Raw genomic sequence first — 20,298 nt, forward strand, 5'->3', positions numbered from 1 at the left:
CCTCCTCCAAAGAGGACATCTACATGGGCTGGGGGAGCGAGGCGGTCGGCCTGCCCGTGCAGATCGCGATCATCCCGTGCGTCTCGCCCGAGGACCCCCGCCGCCGTGGCCGCGTCGGGGACGACCTCGCAGCCCGCGCTCCGGAAGGCGGCGGCATGGCGCCCGGCGAAGTCGGCGGCCCGCCGGGCGTCGAGATCGGCGACCACCAGACGGTCGAGCGGCCGCAGCGCCGCCAGGCCCCGGACGACGAGGTCGGCCTGGGCGCCGGCGCCGATGACCGCGACGGTGGCGGCATCGGGGCGGGCGAGCGCGTGCGTGCCGAGCGCCGCCGCGAGACCCGTCCGCCACGCCGTCACCGTCGCCGAGTCCATCAGTGCCAGCAGCTCGCCGCTCCCAAGATCGTGCAGGCAGACGACACCGCGCAGTGCGGGCCGCGCGTCCGGGAACTTGGCGTTGACCTTGACCGTGTACGCGGGGACGCCCTCGACCAGTCCCGGGATGAGCGCGGTGGCCGTGCCCGGCCCGGGGAGGTCCGTGCGGATCCGCTGAGGCCCGACGGCCGGGGCCCCGGCGAGGAACCCCTGCTCCAGGGCGCTGAGGCAGTCCTCCACATCCAGCAGGCGTTCCAGATCGGACCGGGACAGAAGCAGCGTCACAGGACGATCATGTCATCCACGCCGCCGGCTGATCCCCTCCGGTGGGGAACGGGCCGAGCACGGCGGCCGGAGCCGGGCCGGTTCCTCGGTTCCTTCTTGTAAGTGAAGGCGCCATGCGACACCATGGACGGCGATGGAAGAAAGCACTCCGAAGTCGCCGGCGCACTGCTCCGCCGTCGAGGACGACTACGACGCCCGCCAGTGGGACACCAGGGAGGACTGCGAGGTCCGCCAGATCCTCGACCGGGTGGCGGACAAGTGGTCGCTGCTGGTGATCGCCCTGCTGGACCGGCGCGTCCTGCGCTTCACCGAGCTGAGCCGTAAGATCGACGGCATCAGCCAGCGCATGCTCACCGTGACCCTGCGCCAGCTCGAACGCGATGGCCTGGTGCGCCGCACGGTCCATCCCGTCGTGCCTCCCCGGGTGGACTACGAGCTCACGCCGCTGGGCGTGACCCTGCACGACACCATCCAGTCGCTCGTCATGTGGACGGAGAAGCACCAGAGCGAGATCGCCTCCGCCCGCGCCGACTACGACGCCCGTGCCGACGTCACGCCGGCCGTGACGGAACCCAGGAGACCGGCGACCGACCGTAACGTAACCCGGGCCGGCGGACGCGACGGAACCCGGACGGCGGCCACGGTCCGCGACGGAGGCCGGGCCGTGGTCACGGTCCGCGACGGGAGCCGGACCAGGGCGAGCGGGGGGCGGTGCGAGACGTGCGGCGCTCCCATCCACTCCGCCCGCACGGGCCGGCCCGCCCGGTTCTGCGGTACGGCATGCCGCCAGAAGGCGCACCGCCAACGTGCCCGCGCCCGCGAGCTGAGCTGATCCGGACCCGGACGGCCCGCGCCGAAGGCTGAGCCGGTCCGGACCCGGGTGGCCCGTGCCGGAGGCGGTCAGGCGGCCGTGGCGGGCAGCGGCAGCCGTACCGACACCTGGAAGCCCGGTCCGTCGGCGCGGCGGCCCGCGGTCGCGGTGCCACCACAGGCGGTGGCGCGCTCCTGGATGCCGATCAGGCCGTTGCCGCCCGAGGGGAGGGAACGGCCCGAGCCGGGGCCGTCGTCGGTGACGTCGATCGTCAGAGCGTCGTCGTCCCAGCGGAGCCGGATGTCGGCGCGGGAGGCGCCGGCGTGTTTGACGATGTTGGTGAGCGCCTCCTGGGTGATCCGGTAGGCGGCGACCTCGACGTCGGGAGGGAGCGCCCGGGGCTCGCCCGAGGTGCTGTAGGCCACGTCGAGCCCGGTGCCCGTGACCTGGCCCGCCAGCGTGGGCAGGTCACCGATGGTGGGCTGCGGCGCGCGGGGCCCCTCTTCCTCCTTGAGCACGCCCAGCATCCGCCGGAGCTGGAGCATCGCGTCGCGCCCGGCGGCGGCGATCGCGTCGAAGGCCACCTCGGCCCTGGCCGGATCGCTCCTGACCACCACGGGCCCCGCCTCGGCCTGGACCACCATGAGGCTCACCGCGTGGGCCAGGATGTCGTGCATGTCGCGCGCGATCCTGGCCCGTTCCCGTTCGGCGGCCCGCTCCGCCTCGACCTGGCGCTCGTGCTCCAGGCGGGCGGCCCGCTCCTCCAGGGCCGCCGCGTAGGCGCGGGAGACGGCGGCGGCCCTGCCGATCGCGTACGCGGCGACGAACAGCACGATGCCGCGCAGCGCGGTGTCGGACGAGCCGACCAGCAGCATCCCGCCGCAGGTCGCCAGGATGATCATGGACAGGCGGGCCCAGCGGGAGGACCGCATGGCGACGGTGTACATCGCGACCAGCCCGCCGTACCAGATCGGCTGTGACGGCAGGTTCTCGGCGAGGTCGTACAGGGAGGTCGCCAGGAGGGTGAAGATCAGCACGGGCACCGGCATCCGGCGCCGCCAGGCCAGCGGCGTCACGGCCACGACCACGACCACGTATCCCCACCAGTGCCAGGGGACGTCGTGGGGGTTGTCGCGGCCCACGAACGGCCACAGCTGCACCACCATCACCAGGGCGGTGAGCGCCACGTCCACCCACTGGGGAGGAAGGGTCCGTATCCGGCGGCGTAACAGGGCGATGAACGGCAGATCGGGCACGGTGTCCAATCCTGCTTCCTCCCCCGGCGCGCCGGTGCGGCGGGGGACCACGGCCGGGGCCGTAGCCAGGACCACCGCCGGGACCACGACCACGCGCGGCCGACCGGCGGCCGGGACGCGGTCTGCCGGTCGGCCCGTTCCGGGCTGCTCACGCGTGGGTGGTGGCGCGCCGGGCGGAGTGGGCGACGGGCCTGGCGGCGGGAGCCAGCTCGCGGGCGAGGGGGACGAAGGAGACGAGCAGGAAGATCGCGCCCACCGGGATGAGGTCGCGGTCGACGATCGGGAGGACGAGGTCGATCAGGACCAGCAGCGGCGTCCAGGCCTTGACGCGGCCGATGACGGCGAGCTGGACGACGAGGGCGAGCTGACCGAGGTAGAAGAGGTAGGGGCCGCCGTCGTAGATCGCGATGGAGACGCCGGGGACGGCCTGGACCCGGTCGAACAGGACGCCCATCGCCGCGTGGTCGGCGGAGAGGAACCCGACCACGATGTCGATGACGAACTGCGTGGCGGCGGCCAGGATGCCGACGGTCCCGAGCCCGGCGCTCACAGTGGCCACGACACCGCGGCCCGCCATCCGGCGCATCTCCCAGAAGACGGGGACGAACAGGGCCAGGGCGGCGAGGAAGGCGAGGTGGCCGGTGGTCCAGGCGAGACCGGGGCCCCTGCTGCCGTCGAGCCCGTCGAGGATCCGGATGATCCCGTAGGCGAGGACGAGCAGGGGGGTGGCGATGAATGCGAAGCGGGGGTTCATGTCAGGGCTCCAGGCGGTTGGCGGATAAGGCAATCCTGGTTTTCCGCCGCCTGAAAGTGATCGCCGGTGGGAGCGATCCTCGGCCTCACCGGTGAGGGGGAACGGATATCCCCCGTACCGGCGATGTCAGCGGCCCGGCGGGCACGGGAGCATGACACCTCTCACGGAACCTCCGCCCGCCGCTCGCCATCGGCCGCCCGCCGCCTGCCAGTCGCCGCCTGCCGCCTGCCGCCCGCTGCCTGCTGCCTGCTGCCTGCCGGCGGCCGTGGACCCCAGACCGGCCGCCGCCGGTCCCCGGTCCCCGGCCGCCGTCCGCCGGCTCCCGGTGGTCACACGCGGGCCAGGACGAGGCTGAAGTCACCGGTCGGATCGGTGTAGTGGCGGCTCACCACGAACCCGGCCGCGGCGAGCTCCGCCCGCAGTCCCTCGGGGCGGAACTTGGCGCTGATCTCGGTGCGCATCTCCTCCCCGGCCGTGAAGGAGACGGTCAGGCCGAGGTCGCCGACCCGCACCCGCATGGCCCGGCCCGCCCGCAGCCGCATCTCGATCCAGTCGTGCTGCATGTCATAGAGCGCGACGTGCTCGAACGCGTCCGGTTCGAAGTCGGCGTCCAGCTCCCGGTTGACCACGCGCAGGACGTTGCGATTGAAGGCGGCGGTCACCCCGGCCGCGTCGTCGTAGGCGGCGACCAGCCGCCCGGTGTCCTTGACCAGGTCGGCTCCGAGCAGGAAAGTGTCGCCGGGCCGGAGGGTGGTGCGCAGCTCCTTGAGGAACACCTCGCGTGCCGCCGGGTCGAGGTTGCCGATGGTGCCGCCGAGGAAGGCCACCATCCGCCGCCCCTCGCGCGGCAGCAGCGCCAGATGGTGCTCGAAGTCGGCGCAGACGGCCCGTACGGCCAGGCCGGGGTAGCGGGTGGTGAGGCGCCGCGCGGCGTCGCCGAGGGTGACCGCGTCGACGTCCACCGGCGTGTAGGTGCGCAGCGTCCCCGCCGCCGACAGGGCGTCGAGCAGCAGGACGGTCTTCTCGCTGGTCCCCGAGCCGAGCTCGACCAGGGTGTCCGCGCCGCTGCGCGCGGCGATGTCGACGGACTGCCGGCGCAGGATGGCCAGCTCGCGGCGGGTGGGGTAATACTCCGGCAGCCGGGTGATCTGGGAGAACAGATCGCTGCCGGCCGCGTCGTAGAACCACTTGGGCGGCAGCCATTTGGGCGTCGACGACAGCCCGGTGCGGACGTCGTGTTCGAGTGCCTGACGCAGGTAGTCGTCACCGAGATGGTTGACCAGATTCATGGATGACTGGCTGACGGACACGGGGCCTCCTGGGTCGATGGGTCAGGGGCGTCCTCGCCTGGCGGCCGGTCGGCCCGTGACCGGGGTGCTGTGGTTACCGGTGATCTCGATCCGCCCGGTCACGTCCCTCCTCGCCCGGCGGCCCGCCGGCCCGTGACCGAGATGCCATGTCTCGCGGTGATCTCGCTCCGTCCGCTCACAGTGGCTGGATGCACACGCCGTCGGGAGAGGCGAGGACCAGTTTCCGGTCCGGTACGGCCTGCCAGCCGGACCGGTCGTCCAGCGGCTCGCTCGCCACGAGCACGCCGTCGTCGAGGTGGAGGTGGAGGGTGTCGCCCCAGACGGTCGCGGCGATCGACGCGCCGTCGCAGGCGAGCAGGTTCAGGCGGGCGCCGGGGTCCTCCGCCCCGGCACGGGTGACGACCTCCGCCAGCGCGTCGCCGAGCGGCAACCCGGCGCGTCGCCGGGTGAAGACCGCGGCGGCGAGCCACGCGGAGTCGCAGGCGCTCTCCGCGTCGCGGGCGAGCCCGCGGACCGCCTCCCGCGCGACCCTGCCGTTGTGGCTGAGCAGCCACGGCCCGTCGGCGAAGGGCGCGGTCGCGCTCTCCTCGATCGGCATGCCGACGGTCGCCGACCGGATGGCGGCCAGCAGGCAGCCCGAGCGGCCGATCTGGGCGAGGGCGGGCAGGTTGGCGTCCGTCCAGATGGGGACGGAGCGGCGGTAGCGGACCGGTTCCGGGCGGGCGGCGTCGTACCAGCCCATGCCGAAACCGTCGGCGTTGACCGTGCCGTGGCGCTGCAGGCGCGGGGCGTAGGACTGCCGGAGCAGGCCGTGCTCGGGTCCGTGGATCAGCGAGGCGAGGGTCCGGGGAGCGCCCAGCCAGGCGGCGTGGCGGCACATCTACGCCTGCTCCGGGGAGGCCGACCGGGCGCAGCGGAAGCCGGAGAAGATCTGCCTGCGGATCGGATGGTCCCAGTTCCGGAACGTCGTGCGGACCGCGGCCGGGTCGGCCGCCCAGGATCCGCCGCGCAGCACCCGGTAGTCCTTGCCGAAGAAGACCTCGCTGTACTCGCGGTAGGGGAAGCTGCGGAAGCCGGGGTAGGGCAGGAACCGGGAGGCGGTCCACTCCCACACGTCGCCGACCATCTGCTCGGCGCCGTAGGCGCTCGCCCCGGCGGGGAAGGCGCCCAGCGGCGCGGGCCGCGCCGCCCGGTGCCCGAGGTTGGCCCGGCCGGGTCCGGGGGCGTCGTCACCCCACGGGTAGGTCCGCGACCGCTCCGCCGCGGGGTCCCAGCCGCAGGCCTTCTCCCACTCGGCCTCGGTGGGCAGCCGCTTGCCGGCCCAGCGGGCGTAGGCGTCGGCCTCGTACCAGCAGACGTGCTGGACGGGCTCGTCCATGGGCACGGGCTCGGGCCGGCCGAAACGGGTGCGCCACCAGATGCCGCCGTCCCTGGTCCAGAACAGCGGGGCGTGGGCGCGGGTCTGCCGGCGCCAGCCCCAGCCCTCCGGAGTCCACCAGCGGGGGTCGTCGTAGCCGCCGTCCTCGATGAAGGCGGTGTAGGCGCGGTTGCCGACGGGGAGCCTGTCGATCCAGTAGGCGGCCAGGTCGACCCGGTGGGCGGGGCGTTCGTTGTCGTAGGCCCAGGGCTGGGTGTCGGTGCCCATCAGGAAGGGACCGGCGGGGACGAGCACCTCCTCGGCGCCCGCGGGCCCGCCGGACGGCAGGCCGCCGTCGCGGACCAGGCCCGGCTCCTCCGACAGTTGCAGGGTGGCGAGCATGGTCTCGTCGTGCTGGTGCTCGTGCTGGATCACCAGGCCGAAGACGAAGGCGTCCCGGTGCAGGGGGTCGGGGCCCTCCAGGTCGATCGCGTCGAGGACGTCCAGCACCCGGCCGCGCACGCCCTCGATGTAGTGGCGCGCCTCGCCCGGCCCCAGGATGGGCAGGCTCGGGCGGTCCTTGCGCGGGTGCTTGAACGCGTCGTACAGGTCGTCGATCTCGGGGCGGAGCGGGGTGATCCCGCCGGCCTCCCGCAGCACCCACAGCTCCTCGTAGTTGCCCACGTGCGCCAGATCCCACACCAGCGGCGACATCAACGGAGAGTGCTGCCTGACCAGCAGGTCGTCCTCGGTGTCGGTATAGGCCAGCGACCGGTTACGCACCGCGACCAGCTCGGCGGCGATGCGTTCCTTGAAGTCGTTCATGCCTGTCCTTCCTCGGTCAGCCAGGCCGACAGGCTCCGCGCCGGCCCTTTCACCAGATCCAGCAGGTCCGCGGCCGGCGGGCGGCCGGTCGTCACGTGGCGGTCGGCGAACGCGGCCACCTCGCGGACCAGGTCCGGGGCCGCGCCCAGGCGGGGCAGCGCCGCGAGGGCGGCCTCGAAACAGGTCTCGGCGGCGCTCCTCAGCCGTGGCTCCGCCAGGCCGAGGCGCGCCGCCCACGGCCACATCCCCGCGTACGGCTCGGCGGCGGCCAGCGCCGTGTCGGCCGCGCGGTCGTCCATCACGAGGGCGTGGGTCACCGCCACGCACACCGGCCAGCTCGCCGGGTGCTGGGCGTCGAGGTAGCGGATCTCCAGCCAGCCGCGCGGCCGCACCGGAGGGAAGATCGTCGTGGCGTGGTAGGCCAGGTCCGCCAGGGTCGGCGGGCGGGTGGGGGCCGACAGCCAGTCGCGGAAGGTCGAGCCGTCGCGGACCGTGCGGCACCGCTCACCGTCCTCGCGCACGAGCATGAGCCGGGCGTCGAGCAGGTATTCCGCCCAGGCCGAGGCCGGGTCACCGGTCGCGGGGACGGGGGCCGTCCGGGTCCGGTCCAGGTTCTCCCACACCGCCTGGCGCCCCGACATCCACCCGCACGGCCGGCCCGCGCTGAGCGGTGAGTTGGCGAAGGCCGCCGTCAGGACGGGCCCCAGCAGGTGCGTGCGCTCCCACCGGACCGCGGGCCTGCCGCCCAGGTCCAGGTTGACCTGGATCGACGCCGTCGAGCACATCATCAGGGACCCGTACGGCGTGCCGAGGAACTCGGCCATCGCCTCGTAGCGGGGCAGCCGTAACTGCCGTCGGGCCGGCCGTACCGGGTCGAGGCCCACCCCGGCCAGCGCCAGGCCCGCCTCCCGCAGGGCCGCGCGCGCGGCGTTCACGTCGGCGGCGAGGCGGGCGATCGCCTCCGGCAGCGGACCCGCCGGGCCGGAGAGTTCGAGCTGGCCGCCCGGTTCGAAGGTCACCCGGCTCCCGCCGGGCAGCGGGGGCAGCGCGTCGGCGATCCTGGCCAGCGGGACCTGGCGGGCGGGGGCGGCCCGGTCGAAGACCAGGAATTCCAGCTCGATCCCCACCTGGTCCCCGGTGGAGCCGCGGAAGCAGCCTCGCGCGAAGTCCGCCACATCCGAAGCGTCCCGGACCAGCGCGCCCTCGGCGGCCAGATCGATCATCGTGCCCCCTTTGCCCGATGTGTACGGGTCTATAGACCCGCGAGGCGCGCAAGCGTTACAGCGGGCCGGGGTGTAACGGATCGACCGCGAGCGGCACTACGGTCACATGGGGCACAGGTGAGAATGATGCGAGCCGGATCCCGGTCCCGGCGCCCGGTCGGCTGCCGTGAGGCCGTCGGGCTCGTCACCGACTACCTCGACGGGGCGCTCCCCGCCGGGCGGCGGCGGCGCATGGAGGCCCATCTGGCCGGGTGCGCCGGCTGCTCGGTCCATCTGGAGCAGATCCGGGCGACGGTCGAGGCCCTCGGCTGCCTCAGGGGCGACGGCGTCCCGGGCGGGGTGCTCAGGAGGCTGCGCGTGGCCTTCTCCGGCCCGGGGCCAGGGCCGTCCCGGGCCGTGGGAGGCGGGCGGTAGCCGGGGTCAGGGCCGTCCCCGGTCGCGGAAGGCGGCCAGCAGCCGCTCGCGCGCTTCGCCGGGCAGAGCCGTGGGCGGCAGCTCGCCGAGGGCGCCGATGGTGGCGCGGAACTGGCCGAGGTAGCGCTCGCAGCCCTCACAGCCGCCGAGATGCTCCTCGAACCGGCCTCCCCGGGGAGCGTCGAGCTCACCCTCCAGGTAGACGGTCACGAGTTCCACCACCTCGTCGCAGCTGAACCGCTTCACGACGCTGACCGCCTTACCGTCTCGATGCTGAACCGATTCCACTACGCCGACCGCCTCGCCGTCTCGAAATACTCCTCCAGCCGCCCGCGCACCGCAGCGCGGGCGCGGTGCAGCAGGACACGCTGGTTGGCCGCGGAGATCTCCAGGATCTCGCAGACCTCCTCGGATGTGCACCCCTCGACGTCCCGGAGTGTGATGACCGCCCGCTGCCTGGGGGGGAGCTCGGCCAGGGCCGCCGCGATCCGGCCGCGCACCTCCGAGGCGAGCACCTCGCCCTCAGGGGTCGGCCAGGCGGTGGGCAGTTCCTTCCAGTGTCCGGGGAAGGGGTCGTCCACGCCCTGGAAACGCGAGCGGTCGACAGTCGGCCGCTCCTGCTCGAAGACGCTGCTCCAGGGGACCGTGCGGTTCTCGCGCACGCCCCGCTTCTTGGCCGTGTTGACCAGGATCCGGTAGACCCACGTCTTGACGGACGAGCGGCCCTCGAAGCCCTCGATCCCCCTGATCACCGCCAGCCAGGTGTCCTGCACGATCTCCTCGGCGGAGTCGTTGGTGGACACGTGCGAGCGGGCCAGCCACAGCATCCCCCGCGACCAGGTGTCCAGCAGCGCCGCGAACATCGTCTCGTCCCCGGCGCGCAGGGCCGCGACGACGACATCGTCCGGGGGGAGCCTACCGCCCGTGAAGGGCTCCACGATTGTCTCCTCCTGGTCGGGCATCTGGGACATTCATGACGTCGTGGTGCGTCCTCTCCGTTGAAGCGCTCCGGAGCGCGGCCAGTCCCGGAGATAGAAGATTCCCGCCCTGAGCTGGGACGACACCTTCTCCTCCCCGGCCTGACCGCTGGATGTCCGCAGTCTTCTCCCTGCACAGTCCCTTGACCGTCCCGTTCGTTACGCGGTCCGGGCCCGCCGGATCCGAGGCAGAGAGGTCCGGGGCAGAGGTCCAGAGTGGTGAGGTCCGGGGTGCGGAGGTTCAGGACGGCGGCGGGCGCAGGCCCGTGAGACGGCACAGTACGGCGAAGCCGTCGGCGGTCCCCGGCCAGTGGCGCTCCACAGCCTCCAGCCCCGCCCTGCGGACCACACTCCGCAGGACGGCGGTGACGATGATGGCGTCGTCGGCGTAGCCCAGCACCGGGACGAAGTCGGGGATCAGGTCGATCGGCAGGGCCAGGTAGGCGAGCAGCAGGCCAAGCAGTACGCGGATGCCACGGGGGAGGGTCCGGTCGGCGGCCAGGCGTCGCAGGAGGCGCAGGAGGTCGGGCAGGAGCCGGAGAGCCTCGGTCAGCAGCGCCCCCCGGGGCCGCATGATCACCAGGGCGGCGGCCAGGGCCAGCCAGACGGCGGCCAGGCCGGCCGCGACGCCCCAGACGACATTCCACCACGACACGTGAGCGAACCTACCCCGGCGGCCCCGGGGCGCCGCCCGCCTCGGTCTACCGGGATGTCCCGGCCGCCTCAAGGGTCTCGCGGGAGGGCTCGGCGGCCGTCGCGGTGCGCCTGCGGAGACCGGCCGCGGTGACGGCCGCGGCGAGGAGGACCCCGACGAGCGGCACGAGCAGGGCCGCGCGGAAGCCGTCGAGCCCGGCCTGGGGCGAGCCGCCGGTCCCGGCGACGGCGGCGCTGACGGCGGTCACCGCCGACAGGCCGAGTGCTGAGCCGAACTGGAAGGAGGTGTACAGCAGGCCGCCGGCGAGCCCCTGCTCCTCCTCCGCGATGCCGTCCGTGGCGGCGATGGTGAGCGGCCCGTAGGTCAGGGCGAAGGCGAGGCCAAGGATGATCATGGTGGGGAACATGGCCGCGTAGGTCCAGTCGAGGCCGATCGGCAGGAACAGCGCGTAGGCCACGGCGGCGAGGACCAGGCCGCCGAAGATCACCCGGACATTGCCGAAACGGTTCACCAGCCGCGGCGTGACGGTCGGCGCGAGCACGGCGTCGACGCCGACGGCCAGGAGGGCGAGACTCGTCTCCAGCGTCGACCAGCCGCGCAGTTCCTGCAGGTAGAAGACGGCGACGAACTGGAAGCCGAAGAACGACCCGGCGAACAGCAGCGCGCCGAGGTTGGCGCGGACCAGCGGGCCCGAGCGCAGGATGCCCAGGCGGACCAGCGGCGAGGCCGACCGCCGCTCGATCATCACGAAGGCGGCCAGCAGCGCCAGACCGCCGGCGAACGCGCCGGCCGTCCAGCCCCATCCGGCGCCGGGCTCCTCCAGGCTGACCACCGTGAAGACGAGCAGGAGCATCGCTCCCGTCACGCTGGCCGCGCCGGCCAGGTCGAAACCGTGGGGAGAACGCTCCGGACGCTCCTCACGCGGGATGAGAAGGACGGCGGCCAGGAGGATCAGGGACGCCAGGATGACCGGGGCGAAGAACACCCACCGCCAGTTGACCGCGGTCAGCAGACCTCCGACGACGAGCCCGAGGGAGAAGCCGGCCGCCGCCGTCCCCGCGTAGACCAGCAGGGCCTTGTCGCGCTGACGGCCCTCGGCGAAGCTCGTCGTGATGATGGCCAGGCCCGCGGGCGCCATGAACGCGGCGGCCGCGCCCGTCACGAACCGGGCGACGATCAGGATCCACCCCTCGGTCGCGATCCCGCCCAAGCCGGAGAAGGCCAGGAAGACCACGAGCCAGAACAGGAACATCCGCCGCCGGCCCAGCAGGTCCGCGGTCCGCCCGCCCAGCAGCATGAAACCGCCGTAGCCGAGCACGTAGGCACTCATCACCCAGCTCACCGAGCCGGTGGACATGCCCAGGTCGGACCGGATCGACGGCAGGGCCACGTTCAGCATCGCCACGTCGATCCCCTCCAGGAAGATGGCGCCGCACAGCACGAACAGCACGCCCCAGGCGCGTCCGTTCATGCGGCCGGTGCCGGCGCCGGGTGGTGGGGACTGCGGTGTGGACACGGGATCACTCCTCGGGATGCGGGGGAGGAGGGGCCGGGCCGGCCGCGTTCGGTTTCCTCGGAGCCGGTCAGTTCCCTCTTGTAAGTATTCGCATCATGCGGCACCGGGGAAGGGGGACGGAAGACGGCACTTTGGAGTTACCGAGTCATCGCGCGGATACCGGGGCGGCCGCGCCGGCGGCCGGCGGGCGGCCCGCCGGCCCCCCGGCGCCGCCCCGGACGGGCGGCCGTTGCCGGCCGGTGCCCCACCGGGCTGGCGTATCCCCTGGCACATCGGGCAGGGTCGGGCGGGGCCGTACGGCCGCGCGGCATCACACAGTGGCAGTGACCGTAACGGATCCGGGGCCGCGTCCGTAACCGAGGGGAGGCCGTAACGGATCCCGGGCCGCGTCCGTGAGACGTAACGTAACTCGTGCCGCTGTCATGTGTAACGGAACTCCGGCCGTCGGCCGTGACGGAACCCGTCCGCGGCCGCCACCGGGGACGTCCGAGGGGAGGCGTCAGTGCGCGGTCCAGCCGCCGTCGACGGGCAGGACGGCGCCGGTGATGTAGGAGGCGCCGGGGCCGGCCAGCAGGAGCGCGGCGGCGGTGAGCTCGGTGGGGTCGGCCCAGCGGCGGGCGGGCACCTGGTGGTCGAGGAACTCGCGCACGTGCGGGTCGTCGTCGACGCCTTCGTTGAGCGGCGTGCGGAACGGCCCGGGGGCCAGGGCGTTGACGCAGATGCCGGTGCCGGCGAGCTCGACCGCCAGGCTCCGGGTGAGCTGGATCACCGCGCCCTTGCTGGCGGCGTATCCGGCGCGGCCCGCGGCGCCCACCACGCCGAGGGCGCTGGCGAGGGTGACGATGCGGCCGTATCCGGCGGCGCGCATCACCGGCACCGCCGCCTGGCAGGCCAGGAAGGTACCGACGACGTTGACCTCGAGGCAGTGTCGCAGGGTGGCGGCGTCGAGGTCGGCCAGCTCGCCCCGGGCCTGGACGCCGGCGCTGGTCACCAGGATGTCCAGGCGGCCGTGCCGGGCGACGACGTCGTCGACGACTCCGCGCACGGAGTCCTCGTCGCCGACGTCGCAGGCGATGCCCGAGGCGTGTCGGCCGGTGGCGGCGGTGATCTGCGCGGCGGCCCGCAGGCAGGCGTCCTGCCGCCGGCTGGAGACCACGACGGTGCAGCCGGCCTGGGCGAGCGCCAGCGCGATGGCCTGGCCGAGCCCCGCGGAGCCGCCGGTGACCAGCGCGACCTGTCCCGTGAGGTCCGCGCCGCCGGTGGTGGGGAGTCTCTCGGTCATGGGACCCGTGAGGTCCGCGCCGCCGGTGGTGGGGAGTCTCTCGGTCACGGGGCCAGCATGTCAGCGCCCCCGGCACGACCGGACGGCGACACCCTGGATCGGGCGTCGCCGGTGGCCGGTGTCAGTCCACCGGGACGGGCCGGGGGTCCTCGGCCGCGCGGAGGTCGTAGCGGTCGCGGGCGGCCATGATCTCGGGCACGTGGTCCTCCGACCAGCGCCTGATCCCCGCCATCAGCGCGACCACGCTCTGTCCCAGCTCGCTGAGCGAATACTCCACCCGGGGCGGGATCGTCGGATAGACGGTGCGGACCACCACCCCGTCACGCTCCATGGTCCGCAGTGTCTGGGTGAGGCTCTTCTGGGTGATCCCGTCGAGACGGCGGCGCAGCTCGCCGAACCGGACCGGGCCGTCCTGCAGGGCGTCCACCAGCAGGCAGGTCCACTTGTTGGCGATGGCCGCCAGGACGGTCCGTGAGGCGCATTCCTTCAGGTAGGCGTCGACGGCGCCGAACTCCCGCAGGTGGGACGTGGTATCCATAAGGTACCTATATATCGCAAAGGTGCCTTCTTTCCTAGTTATACCGCCGTCCACCACGATTGATCTCGACAGGGTTCCCCTACCAAGGAGATCGAAATGCGTGCCGTCACCCAGTCCGCCTTCGGCGGTCCCTCCGTTCTCCGGCTCGCCGAGGTCGACCTGCCCGTGCCGGACCACGGGCAGGTCCTGATCAAGGTCGAGGCCGCCGGGGTCAACCCGGTCGACGGGGCTGTCCGGTCCGGTGTCTACCCGCTGCTCGGCACGCCGCCGTTCAGCCTCGGCTGGGACGTCGCGGGGGCGATCGAGGCCGCCGGGCCCGGTGTGTCCGCGTTCGCCCCCGGCGACGAGGTGCTGGGCCTGCTCGCCTTCCCGGGCGCGGGCAACGCCTATGCCGACTACGTCCTTGCCTCGCCCAACGAGATCATCCACAGGCCCGCCGGGCTGACCGCGCAGGAGGCGGGCGGGCTGCCGCTGGCCGGTCTGACCGCCTGGCAGGCGCTGGTCGGCATCGCGCGCGTCGGCGAGGGACAGCGGGTGCTCGTCCACGCCGCCGCCGGCGGGGTCGGCCACCTGGCCGTCCAGATCGCCAAGGCGCATGGGGCGCACGTCGTCGGCACCGCCCGGGCCGCCAAGCACGCCTTCCTCCGCGGTCTCGGCGCGGACACGCTCATCGACTACGCCACCGAGGACTTCGTCACGGCGACCGAGCCCGTGGACGTGGTGTTCGACCTGGTGGGCGGCGAGTACGGGGAGCGCTCGGCCGCCGCCCTGAAGCCCGGTGGCCTGCTCGTCGGCGCGCTCGGCGGCAACCTCGGCATCACCCCGGAGCGCGCGGCCGAGCGGGGGGTACGGCTCGCCGTGGTGAGCGTGCGTCCCTCGGCGGCCGATCTGACCCGCCTCGCCGCCCTGGTGGAGTCCGGGCGGCTCAGGGTGCACGTGGACCAGGTGCTGCCGCTGGCCGAGGTCGCCAAGGCGCACGAACTGCTCTCGGCCCGCCGTACCACCGGAAAGATCGTCCTGGTCCCGTGACATCCGGCGGCGCGTGCGGCCGGAGCCGGAGCGTGGTCGCGACGTTCCCGCTCACCGGCCGTGCCTGACCGGCCGTGCCTGACCGGCCGTGCCTGGTCCCCGCCTGATCACCCGTCCTGTGGACGGCCCGGAGTCCTGCGGACGCATGCGATTCCCCTACAAATAACCCTACTGGGGGTATGTATGGGTTATAAATAGGGGTAGTCGGTCCGGGGCGGCCGCTCCGCCGGGGCGCGGGACGCCCGGACCGGCCCCGTCGCGGCCATCGAAGGGATCATGTGGTGAAGCGTGTGCTGCTGCTGGCGACCGGTGACACCATCGCCTACTCCAGCCGTCCCGCGGGTGTCGCGTCCGGCGCCGAGCTCCTGGCGGCGATCCCTCCGGCCGAGCTCGCGGCGGAGGTGGTGGTGGAGGACGTGATGGCGGAGCCGAGCTGGGACATGTCGCCCTCGACCATGTTCGGGCTGGCCCGCCGGGCCCGTTCGGCGATCCTCGAACGGGGATTCGACGGGGTCGTGATCACTCACGGCACCGACACCCTGGAGGAGAGCGCCTTCCTCGCCGACCTGCTCGCGGGCCGGGCGGCCGAGCGCGGCGCGATCGTGCTGACCGGCGCCGTGCGCCCCCTGGACGAGCTGTCCGCCGACGGCCCGCGCAACCTGGCCTCCGCCGTCGCGGCCGCCGCCGACGGCGCGCTGCGCGGCGCCGGGGCCGTCGTGTGCCTCAACGACGAGCTGCACGCCGCCCGCTGGGTGAGCATGACCGACGCCACGAGCGTGGCGGCCTTCTCCTCGGCGCCCTTCCCCGCGCTGGGCCGTGTGGCCGGCGGGCGGGTCGAGATGCTGGCCGCGCCGCCGCCCCGGCCTCCGCTGGTGGCGGGGGAGCCGGAGGCGGACGTCGCCCTGATCAAGACCTATCCCGGGATGGACTCCGTGCTGCTCACCGCGGTCGTGGACGCCGGCGCCCGGGGGGTGGTGCTGGAGGGCACCGGCATGTCCAACGTGCCGGTCGGCCTCTTCGCGACGATCGGCGAGCTGACGGAGTGGGGCATCCCGGTGGTCGTCGCCTCCCGCTGCCGCACCCGCGGGGTCCCGCTCGACGACCTGCCCCTCGGCGTGGGGCTCGCCGCCAAGGTGGGCGCGATCGGAGCCCGTGACCTCGCGCCGTCGAAGGCGCGCTGCGCGCTGATGGTGGCCCTCGGAACGGGTGGGCCGCGGGCCGTACGCGACTGGTTCGGCAGGCTCTGACGCCCCGGGCCGCCGCTCGCGGGCCCGGGGGACGTCTCGGCGTCCGCGGCGCCGGTCAACGCGGTGGTGAACAGGGACATCCCGATGACGATCAGGACCAGGCGCCGGAGCCGGAACGATCTCCTGACAGCCGGGTGGCTGTGAAGGCAGCCCCACGCCGGGAGAGACTCTCATCGCCGGGAATCAATCGCCGGCGGCTTTCCGTCAGGCCCCGACAGCGTCCGGGGCGAAGGGCCGGGAAAGGCGTCTCCGCCGCGATCGCGGCCGGAGAGCCAGACCGCCGCCGCGGCGAGGGCCGCGAGCGTCCCGCCGGCCCAGGTGACGCCGGAGGCGCCCAGGGAGTCCACTGTCACCCCGCCGAGCAGGGCGCCCAGCGAGATGGCCGCGTTGAACGAGGAGACGAACAGCGCCGCCCCCGCCTCCGGGGCCTGGGGCACCGCGCGCAGCATCCAGGTCTGGAGGCTGACCGAGACGCCGCCGTAGGCGAGCCCCCAGACGGCGAGCAGGACGATCATCCCGGCCCGCACGGCGCCGGGGCCGGGCAGCAGCAGCACCACCGCGGCGAGCGTCCCGGCGATGAGCAGGACGGTGCCGCGCACGTTCCGGGCCGCCGCCGGACCGGCCGCGAAGTTCCCCGCGACCCCCGCCACGCCGTACACCAGCAGGAGCGCGCTGAGCAGGCCGGCGCCGGCGCCGGACACCTGCCCGACGACCGGGCCGAGGTAGGTGAAGGCCGCGAAGTGGCCGGTGACCAGGAGAAGCGTGACGGTCAGACCGGTGCGCACCCCCCTGTCCCGGAGCAGGCGGGGGACCTGCCCGAACCGGATCGCCCGCGTCGCGGTCAGCGGCGGCAGCAGCAGGGCCAGCGCGGCCGTGACCGCCGCGCACAGGATCGCCAGCGCGGCGAACGCGGCCCGCCAACCGGCCAGCTCGCCGACGAGCGTCCCGGCCGGGACCCCGAGAACGGAGGCGATCGAGACGCCTCCGAAGATCATTGATGTCGCGGCGCCGGTGGACCGCTCCGGCACCAGCCGTACGGCCAGGCCCGCGGCGATCGACCAGAACCCACCGATGCCCAGGCCCACCAGGGCCCGGGAGGCGATCAGCGTCGGCGCGCCCGGGGCCAGGGCGGACAGCAGGTTGGCCACGGTCAGCAGGGCCATCAGCGCGCACAGCACCAGCCGCCGGTCGGCCCGGCCCGCGGCCACGGTGAGGACCGGGGCGGCGAGCGCGGCGACGATGCCCGGCAGCGTCACCGCCAGCCCCGCCACACCGGCGGAGATCTTCAGATCGGATCCGACGGACGTCAGCAGGCCGACGGGTGACATCTCGGTGGTCACCACGGAGAAGGTGCCCAGGGACACCGCGACGACCGCGGGCCAGTACGCCCGCGACGGCCGGTCCCCGGCGGGGGAAGCGCTGGTTGACATGTCTGACAGCCTTCAGCCGCGCCCCCGGCGGAACAACGCCGAAGGTCTCATCCTTGGATGAGGTGGGCTAATGGATGGGCGGAGCGGCAGGCGCGTGGAGGTGGCCGTGGGCGGAGTGGAGATCCGGGAGCTGGAGTGCTTCCTCGTGCTGAGTGAGGAGCTGCATTTCGGCCGGGCCGCCGAGCGGCTGTACGTCTCCCAGAGCCGCGTCAGCCAGCTCGTGCGCTCGTTGGAGGAGCGGGTCGGGGCCCGGATGTTCGAGCGCACCAGCCGGCGGGTCCGGCTCACCCCGCTCGGCGAGCGCTTCGCCGAGGAGCTGCGCCCCGCCTACGCCTCCCTCCGGCACGCCGTCGAACGGGTCCGGTCCGCGGCCCGCGGCGTCGCCGGCGTCCTGCGGGTCGGGTTCCTCGGGACCTCCGACCAGGAGGTCATGGAGATCGTCGGGATCTTCCAGGAGAGACACCCCGACAGCGAGGTCGTCACCGTCGAGATGCCGATATCCGACCCCTTCGGCCCGTTGCGGCGCGGCGAGGTCGACGCGGCGTTCGTCTGCGGGCCGGTGGAGGAGCCGGGGCTGGTCCTCGGCCCGCGGGTCAACAGCGAGCCGCAGACGCTCGCGGTCTCCACCCGGCACCCGTTCGCGCGCCGTGCCTCGATAGCCGCCGAGGAGCTCGCCGGCTGCCCGGTCATCCGGATCGCCGGCCCCGCGCCCCGATACTGGCGGGAGCTGCTGTCCCCGTCCATCACGCCGGCGGGCCGGCCGGTGCCGGACGGGCCGGCGGCCTCCACGATGCAGGAGGCGCTGTCGATGATCGCGGCCAACCGCGGCGGGATGCTGTTCTGCGCGCTGACCGAGGACTATCATCACCGCCCCGACATCGTCTTCGTCCCCGTCGAGGGGCTGCCCGATTCCGTCCTCTCCCTCATCTGGCACCACGACAACGAGACCGCCCGCCTGGCGGCCTTCCGGCAGGTCACCGCCGACCATCTGCGAGGCCGTCCGGCGGGGCGCGTCCCGGAGCGCCCGCCGGCACCCGTCACGGCGTCCTCGGCGGGCCGCCGCGCCGCGGGCGGTCCCGCCGGCGCGCTCGCCGGCCACGTGGCCGCCTCCGGCCGGGGGGTGTGAGCCCGGTGCGGTCCTGAGGCGCCGGCCGGAGCCGGGCGGGCGCCTACTTGAGCGGGTCGTGTCCCCAGTTCATCAGGGAGCGTCTCCACCGGGTGTCCTCGACGTCGCCGGAGGGGCGCTGCGCGAGGTGCCGGCGGACGTAGCCGGTCACCTGCCGCATGTGGGCGTAGTCGTCGTCGGAGAGGTCGTCCTCGCGCTTGCGGAGGATCTCCAGGATGTGGCGGCCCGACTCGTGGCCTGTCGACTCGCCGCCACCGGTCCTGTCCCCGCTCCCCTTGGACTCCTGGGTCTCCAGCCAGCGCTCCAGCTCTCCGGCCGTCATGTTGATCGCATGGTGGAAATCCGTGGCGATGTCCTGCCTGTCCTCGGCCATGTCAGTCCTTCCTCCGCGGTGCCGACGACCTGTGCGCGGCGCTTCCGTCACTCCGGCACTCGCTCGTACGCCTGGCCTCCCCGTCAGTGGACCAGCCATCCGGGGGCGTATCTCCCCGACGCTCCGGTCTTTCCCGGTGATTTCCCGGAAAGGGGGGCGCCTGTGGTGTGAACCGGGCGTCACGTCACAGGCGGGCCGCGGAAGGTTCATCACTCCCTTTACTCCTCGCCCTTCACGTGCTCGGTGTCCTCCTCGTCGAATTTGCGGGTGTCGCGGGGCTCGGCGTAGGGCTCCTCGTCGGCCGGCCGACCCGCCTCGATGGCGCGTTCCCGGGCGAGTTCGGCGTCGAACTCCACCCCGAGCAGCACGGCGATGTTGGAGATCCACAGCCAGATCAGGAAGACGACGACCCCGGCCAGCGCGGCGTAGGTCTTGCTGTAGGAGCCGAAGTTGGCCACGTAGAACCCGAAAGCGGCGGACGCGGCGATCCACACCACGACGGCGATCATGCTGCCGGGAGTGATCCAGCGGAACCCCGGATGCTCGACGTTGGGCGCGGCCCAGTACAGCAGGGCCAGGACCAGCGCCACGATGACCACCAGGATCGGCCACTTGGCGATCCCCCAGATCGTCAGCGCGGTCTCGCCGATCCCGAGGACCTTCCCGGCCTGCGCGGCGAGCTCTCCGGTGAACACGACGGAGACCGCGCCGACCGCCATCAGGATCACCAGGACCGTGGTGATGCCCAGGCGCAGCGGCAAGGTCTTCCAGATGGGCCGGCCCTCGGGCATCTCGTACATGACGTTGGCGGCCCGCATGAAGGCTCCCACGTAACCCGACGCGGACCAGAGCGCGATGGCGATACCCATGATCGCGGCGATCCCCGCGGCGCGCTGGCTGCTCTGCAGGGCCTGGAGCACGGTGTCGATGGTCTGCCGGGCGGGGCCCGGGGCCAGGGCCCCCAGGTTGTCGGTGAGCGACCGGGTGGCCGACTGGCCGAACAGGCCGAGGACGGATATCACCGCCAGCAGCGCGGGGAAGATCGACAGCACCGCGTAGTAGGTGAGCGCGGCGGCCCAGTCGGTGAGGTTGTCCTCCTGGAACTCCTTGACGGTGCGTTTGAGCACGTCCCACCACGACCTCTTGGGCAGCTCGGCCGGGCTCTCGGGCGCCCGCTCGCTCTCCGGTCCCCGGCCGGGGGCGGTTGCCGTGTGCCGGGTGTCGTTATGTGACATGGTGCACCATCTCCAGGTCCAGCGGCCGTACCGCCCGCGTCGGGGCGGCGGCCGCGCTTGTAGCGGCCGGAGCCGCCGGCGGCAGGGCCCGGACCGGGCTCCGTCGGGTGCCGGGCGCGCCCTGTCCCGGCCGGGGATCCGTCCGCCGGCGCCTCCGAGGGGTGTGCGTTCTCGCTCGGAGTCGGCGCTACCCCGCCTGGCCCGCGGCATTCACCGGAACGGCCGGCAGGGATCCAGAGGCTTCACGCCGGAAGGTGGGACCGGGCCCCGCGGTTCCGGAGGGT

General features: G+C 73.5%; 21 protein-coding genes. 5 read left to right on the forward strand and 16 right to left on the reverse strand.

Annotated features, from left to right (window positions below; all coding sequences use genetic code 11):
* A partial coding sequence (locus ACWDS7_RS16595; protein WP_451929999.1) for an ornithine cyclodeaminase family protein occupies window positions 1-656 on the reverse strand: 656 nt, incomplete at its 3' end.
* Between the two features lie 133 nt (window positions 657-789).
* Here ACWDS7_RS16595 and ACWDS7_RS16600 point away from each other — a divergent pair.
* On the forward strand, window positions 790-1,488 hold the full coding sequence (locus ACWDS7_RS16600) for a winged helix-turn-helix transcriptional regulator (protein ID WP_451930000.1): 699 nt from the start codon (window positions 790-792) through the stop codon (window positions 1,486-1,488).
* Window positions 1,489-1,556: 68 nt separating this feature from the next.
* Here the strand turns inward: ACWDS7_RS16600 and ACWDS7_RS16605 are convergent, their stop codons facing one another.
* From ACWDS7_RS16605 to egtA, 6 genes are all read right to left on the reverse strand, one after another.
* Window positions 1,557-2,723 (reverse strand): sensor histidine kinase, encoded by a 1,167-nt coding sequence (locus ACWDS7_RS16605; RefSeq protein WP_451930001.1) that lies wholly within the window; start codon window positions 2,721-2,723, stop codon window positions 1,557-1,559.
* 148 nt (window positions 2,724-2,871) lie between these two features.
* A complete protein-coding gene (locus ACWDS7_RS16610; protein WP_451930002.1) occupies window positions 2,872-3,477 on the reverse strand; it encodes a hypothetical protein in 606 nt (201 codons plus the stop codon).
* 329 nt (window positions 3,478-3,806) lie between these two features.
* Complete coding sequence (gene egtD, locus ACWDS7_RS16615; protein WP_451930029.1) at window positions 3,807-4,766, reverse strand: L-histidine N(alpha)-methyltransferase; 960 nt, start codon at window positions 4,764-4,766, stop codon at window positions 3,807-3,809.
* 196 nt (window positions 4,767-4,962) lie between these two features.
* On the reverse strand, window positions 4,963-5,667 hold the full coding sequence (gene egtC, locus ACWDS7_RS16620) for an ergothioneine biosynthesis protein EgtC (protein ID WP_451930003.1): 705 nt from the start codon (window positions 5,665-5,667) through the stop codon (window positions 4,963-4,965).
* Window positions 5,668-6,969: an ergothioneine biosynthesis protein EgtB gene (egtB, locus tag ACWDS7_RS16625; RefSeq protein WP_306860988.1), complete on the reverse strand. Its 1,302-nt coding sequence runs from the start codon at window positions 6,967-6,969 to the stop codon at window positions 5,668-5,670.
* Complete coding sequence (gene egtA, locus ACWDS7_RS16630; RefSeq protein WP_451930004.1) at window positions 6,966-8,192, reverse strand: ergothioneine biosynthesis glutamate--cysteine ligase EgtA; 1,227 nt, start codon at window positions 8,190-8,192, stop codon at window positions 6,966-6,968. Before egtA ends, egtB begins: the two co-directional genes overlap by 4 nt.
* Window positions 8,193-8,315: 123 nt before the next feature.
* Here egtA and ACWDS7_RS16635 point away from each other — a divergent pair, with 123 nt between their 5' ends.
* Complete coding sequence (locus ACWDS7_RS16635; RefSeq protein ID WP_451930030.1) at window positions 8,316-8,606, forward strand: zf-HC2 domain-containing protein; 291 nt, start codon at window positions 8,316-8,318, stop codon at window positions 8,604-8,606.
* A gap of 6 nt (window positions 8,607-8,612) precedes the next feature.
* Here ACWDS7_RS16635 and ACWDS7_RS16640 read toward each other — a convergent pair whose 3' ends face one another.
* The 6 genes from ACWDS7_RS16640 to ACWDS7_RS16665 all read right to left on the reverse strand — a co-directional run bounded on the left by ACWDS7_RS16640 (window position 8,613) and on the right by ACWDS7_RS16665 (window position 13,574).
* Complete coding sequence (locus ACWDS7_RS16640) at window positions 8,613-8,852, reverse strand: anti-sigma factor family protein (protein WP_306860984.1); 240 nt, start codon at window positions 8,850-8,852, stop codon at window positions 8,613-8,615.
* Window positions 8,853-8,893: 41 nt separating this feature from the next.
* Complete coding sequence (locus ACWDS7_RS16645) at window positions 8,894-9,544, reverse strand: RNA polymerase sigma factor (RefSeq protein WP_399961994.1); 651 nt, start codon at window positions 9,542-9,544, stop codon at window positions 8,894-8,896.
* Window positions 9,545-9,824: 280 nt separating this feature from the next.
* The gene (locus ACWDS7_RS16650) at window positions 9,825-10,238 is read right to left on the reverse strand and encodes a YkvA family protein (protein ID WP_451930005.1); all 414 of its coding nucleotides are present in this window, start codon (window positions 10,236-10,238) and stop codon (window positions 9,825-9,827) included.
* Window positions 10,239-10,284: 46 nt separating this feature from the next.
* Complete coding sequence (locus ACWDS7_RS16655; protein WP_451930006.1) at window positions 10,285-11,754, reverse strand: MFS transporter; 1,470 nt, start codon at window positions 11,752-11,754, stop codon at window positions 10,285-10,287.
* 499 nt (window positions 11,755-12,253) lie between these two features.
* Window positions 12,254-13,084, reverse strand: a complete 831-nt coding sequence (locus ACWDS7_RS16660; protein WP_451930007.1) for an SDR family NAD(P)-dependent oxidoreductase — start codon at window positions 13,082-13,084, stop codon at window positions 12,254-12,256.
* A 73-nt stretch (window positions 13,085-13,157) separates the two neighbouring features.
* Window positions 13,158-13,574, reverse strand: coding sequence for a winged helix-turn-helix transcriptional regulator (locus tag ACWDS7_RS16665; RefSeq protein WP_451930008.1), 417 nt, complete (start codon window positions 13,572-13,574; stop codon window positions 13,158-13,160).
* Between the two features lie 96 nt (window positions 13,575-13,670).
* On the opposite strand from ACWDS7_RS16665, the gene ACWDS7_RS16670 reads away from it, so the two are divergent.
* Window positions 13,671-14,603, forward strand: a complete 933-nt coding sequence (locus tag ACWDS7_RS16670; RefSeq protein WP_451930009.1) for an NADP-dependent oxidoreductase — start codon at window positions 13,671-13,673, stop codon at window positions 14,601-14,603.
* A 281-nt stretch (window positions 14,604-14,884) separates the two neighbouring features.
* Complete coding sequence (locus ACWDS7_RS16675) at window positions 14,885-15,850, forward strand: asparaginase (protein WP_451930010.1); 966 nt, start codon at window positions 14,885-14,887, stop codon at window positions 15,848-15,850.
* 170 nt (window positions 15,851-16,020) lie between these two features.
* Here the strand turns inward: ACWDS7_RS16675 and ACWDS7_RS16680 are convergent, their stop codons facing one another.
* Window positions 16,021-17,280, reverse strand: a complete 1,260-nt coding sequence (locus ACWDS7_RS16680) for an MFS transporter (protein WP_451930011.1) — start codon at window positions 17,278-17,280, stop codon at window positions 16,021-16,023.
* A 70-nt stretch (window positions 17,281-17,350) separates the two neighbouring features.
* On the opposite strand from ACWDS7_RS16680, the gene ACWDS7_RS16685 reads away from it, so the two are divergent.
* Window positions 17,351-18,406 carry a LysR family transcriptional regulator gene (locus tag ACWDS7_RS16685; protein WP_451930012.1) on the forward strand — a complete coding sequence of 352 codons (1,056 nt, stop codon included), beginning with the start codon at window positions 17,351-17,353 and terminating at the stop codon, window positions 18,404-18,406.
* A 43-nt stretch (window positions 18,407-18,449) separates the two neighbouring features.
* On the opposite strand, the gene ACWDS7_RS16690 is transcribed toward ACWDS7_RS16685, so the two are convergent.
* Together ACWDS7_RS16690 and ACWDS7_RS16695 are read right to left on the reverse strand one after the other, a co-directional pair.
* Window positions 18,450-18,779 carry a DUF3140 domain-containing protein gene (locus ACWDS7_RS16690; RefSeq protein ID WP_451930013.1) on the reverse strand — a complete coding sequence of 110 codons (330 nt, stop codon included), beginning with the start codon at window positions 18,777-18,779 and terminating at the stop codon, window positions 18,450-18,452.
* Window positions 18,780-18,997: 218 nt separating this feature from the next.
* Window positions 18,998-20,014, reverse strand: coding sequence for a YihY/virulence factor BrkB family protein (locus tag ACWDS7_RS16695; RefSeq protein ID WP_451930014.1), 1,017 nt, complete (start codon window positions 20,012-20,014; stop codon window positions 18,998-19,000).
* Window positions 20,015-20,298 lie beyond the last annotated feature (284 nt).

The sequence above is a fragment of the Streptosporangium sp. NPDC003464 genome (assembly GCF_053588315.1).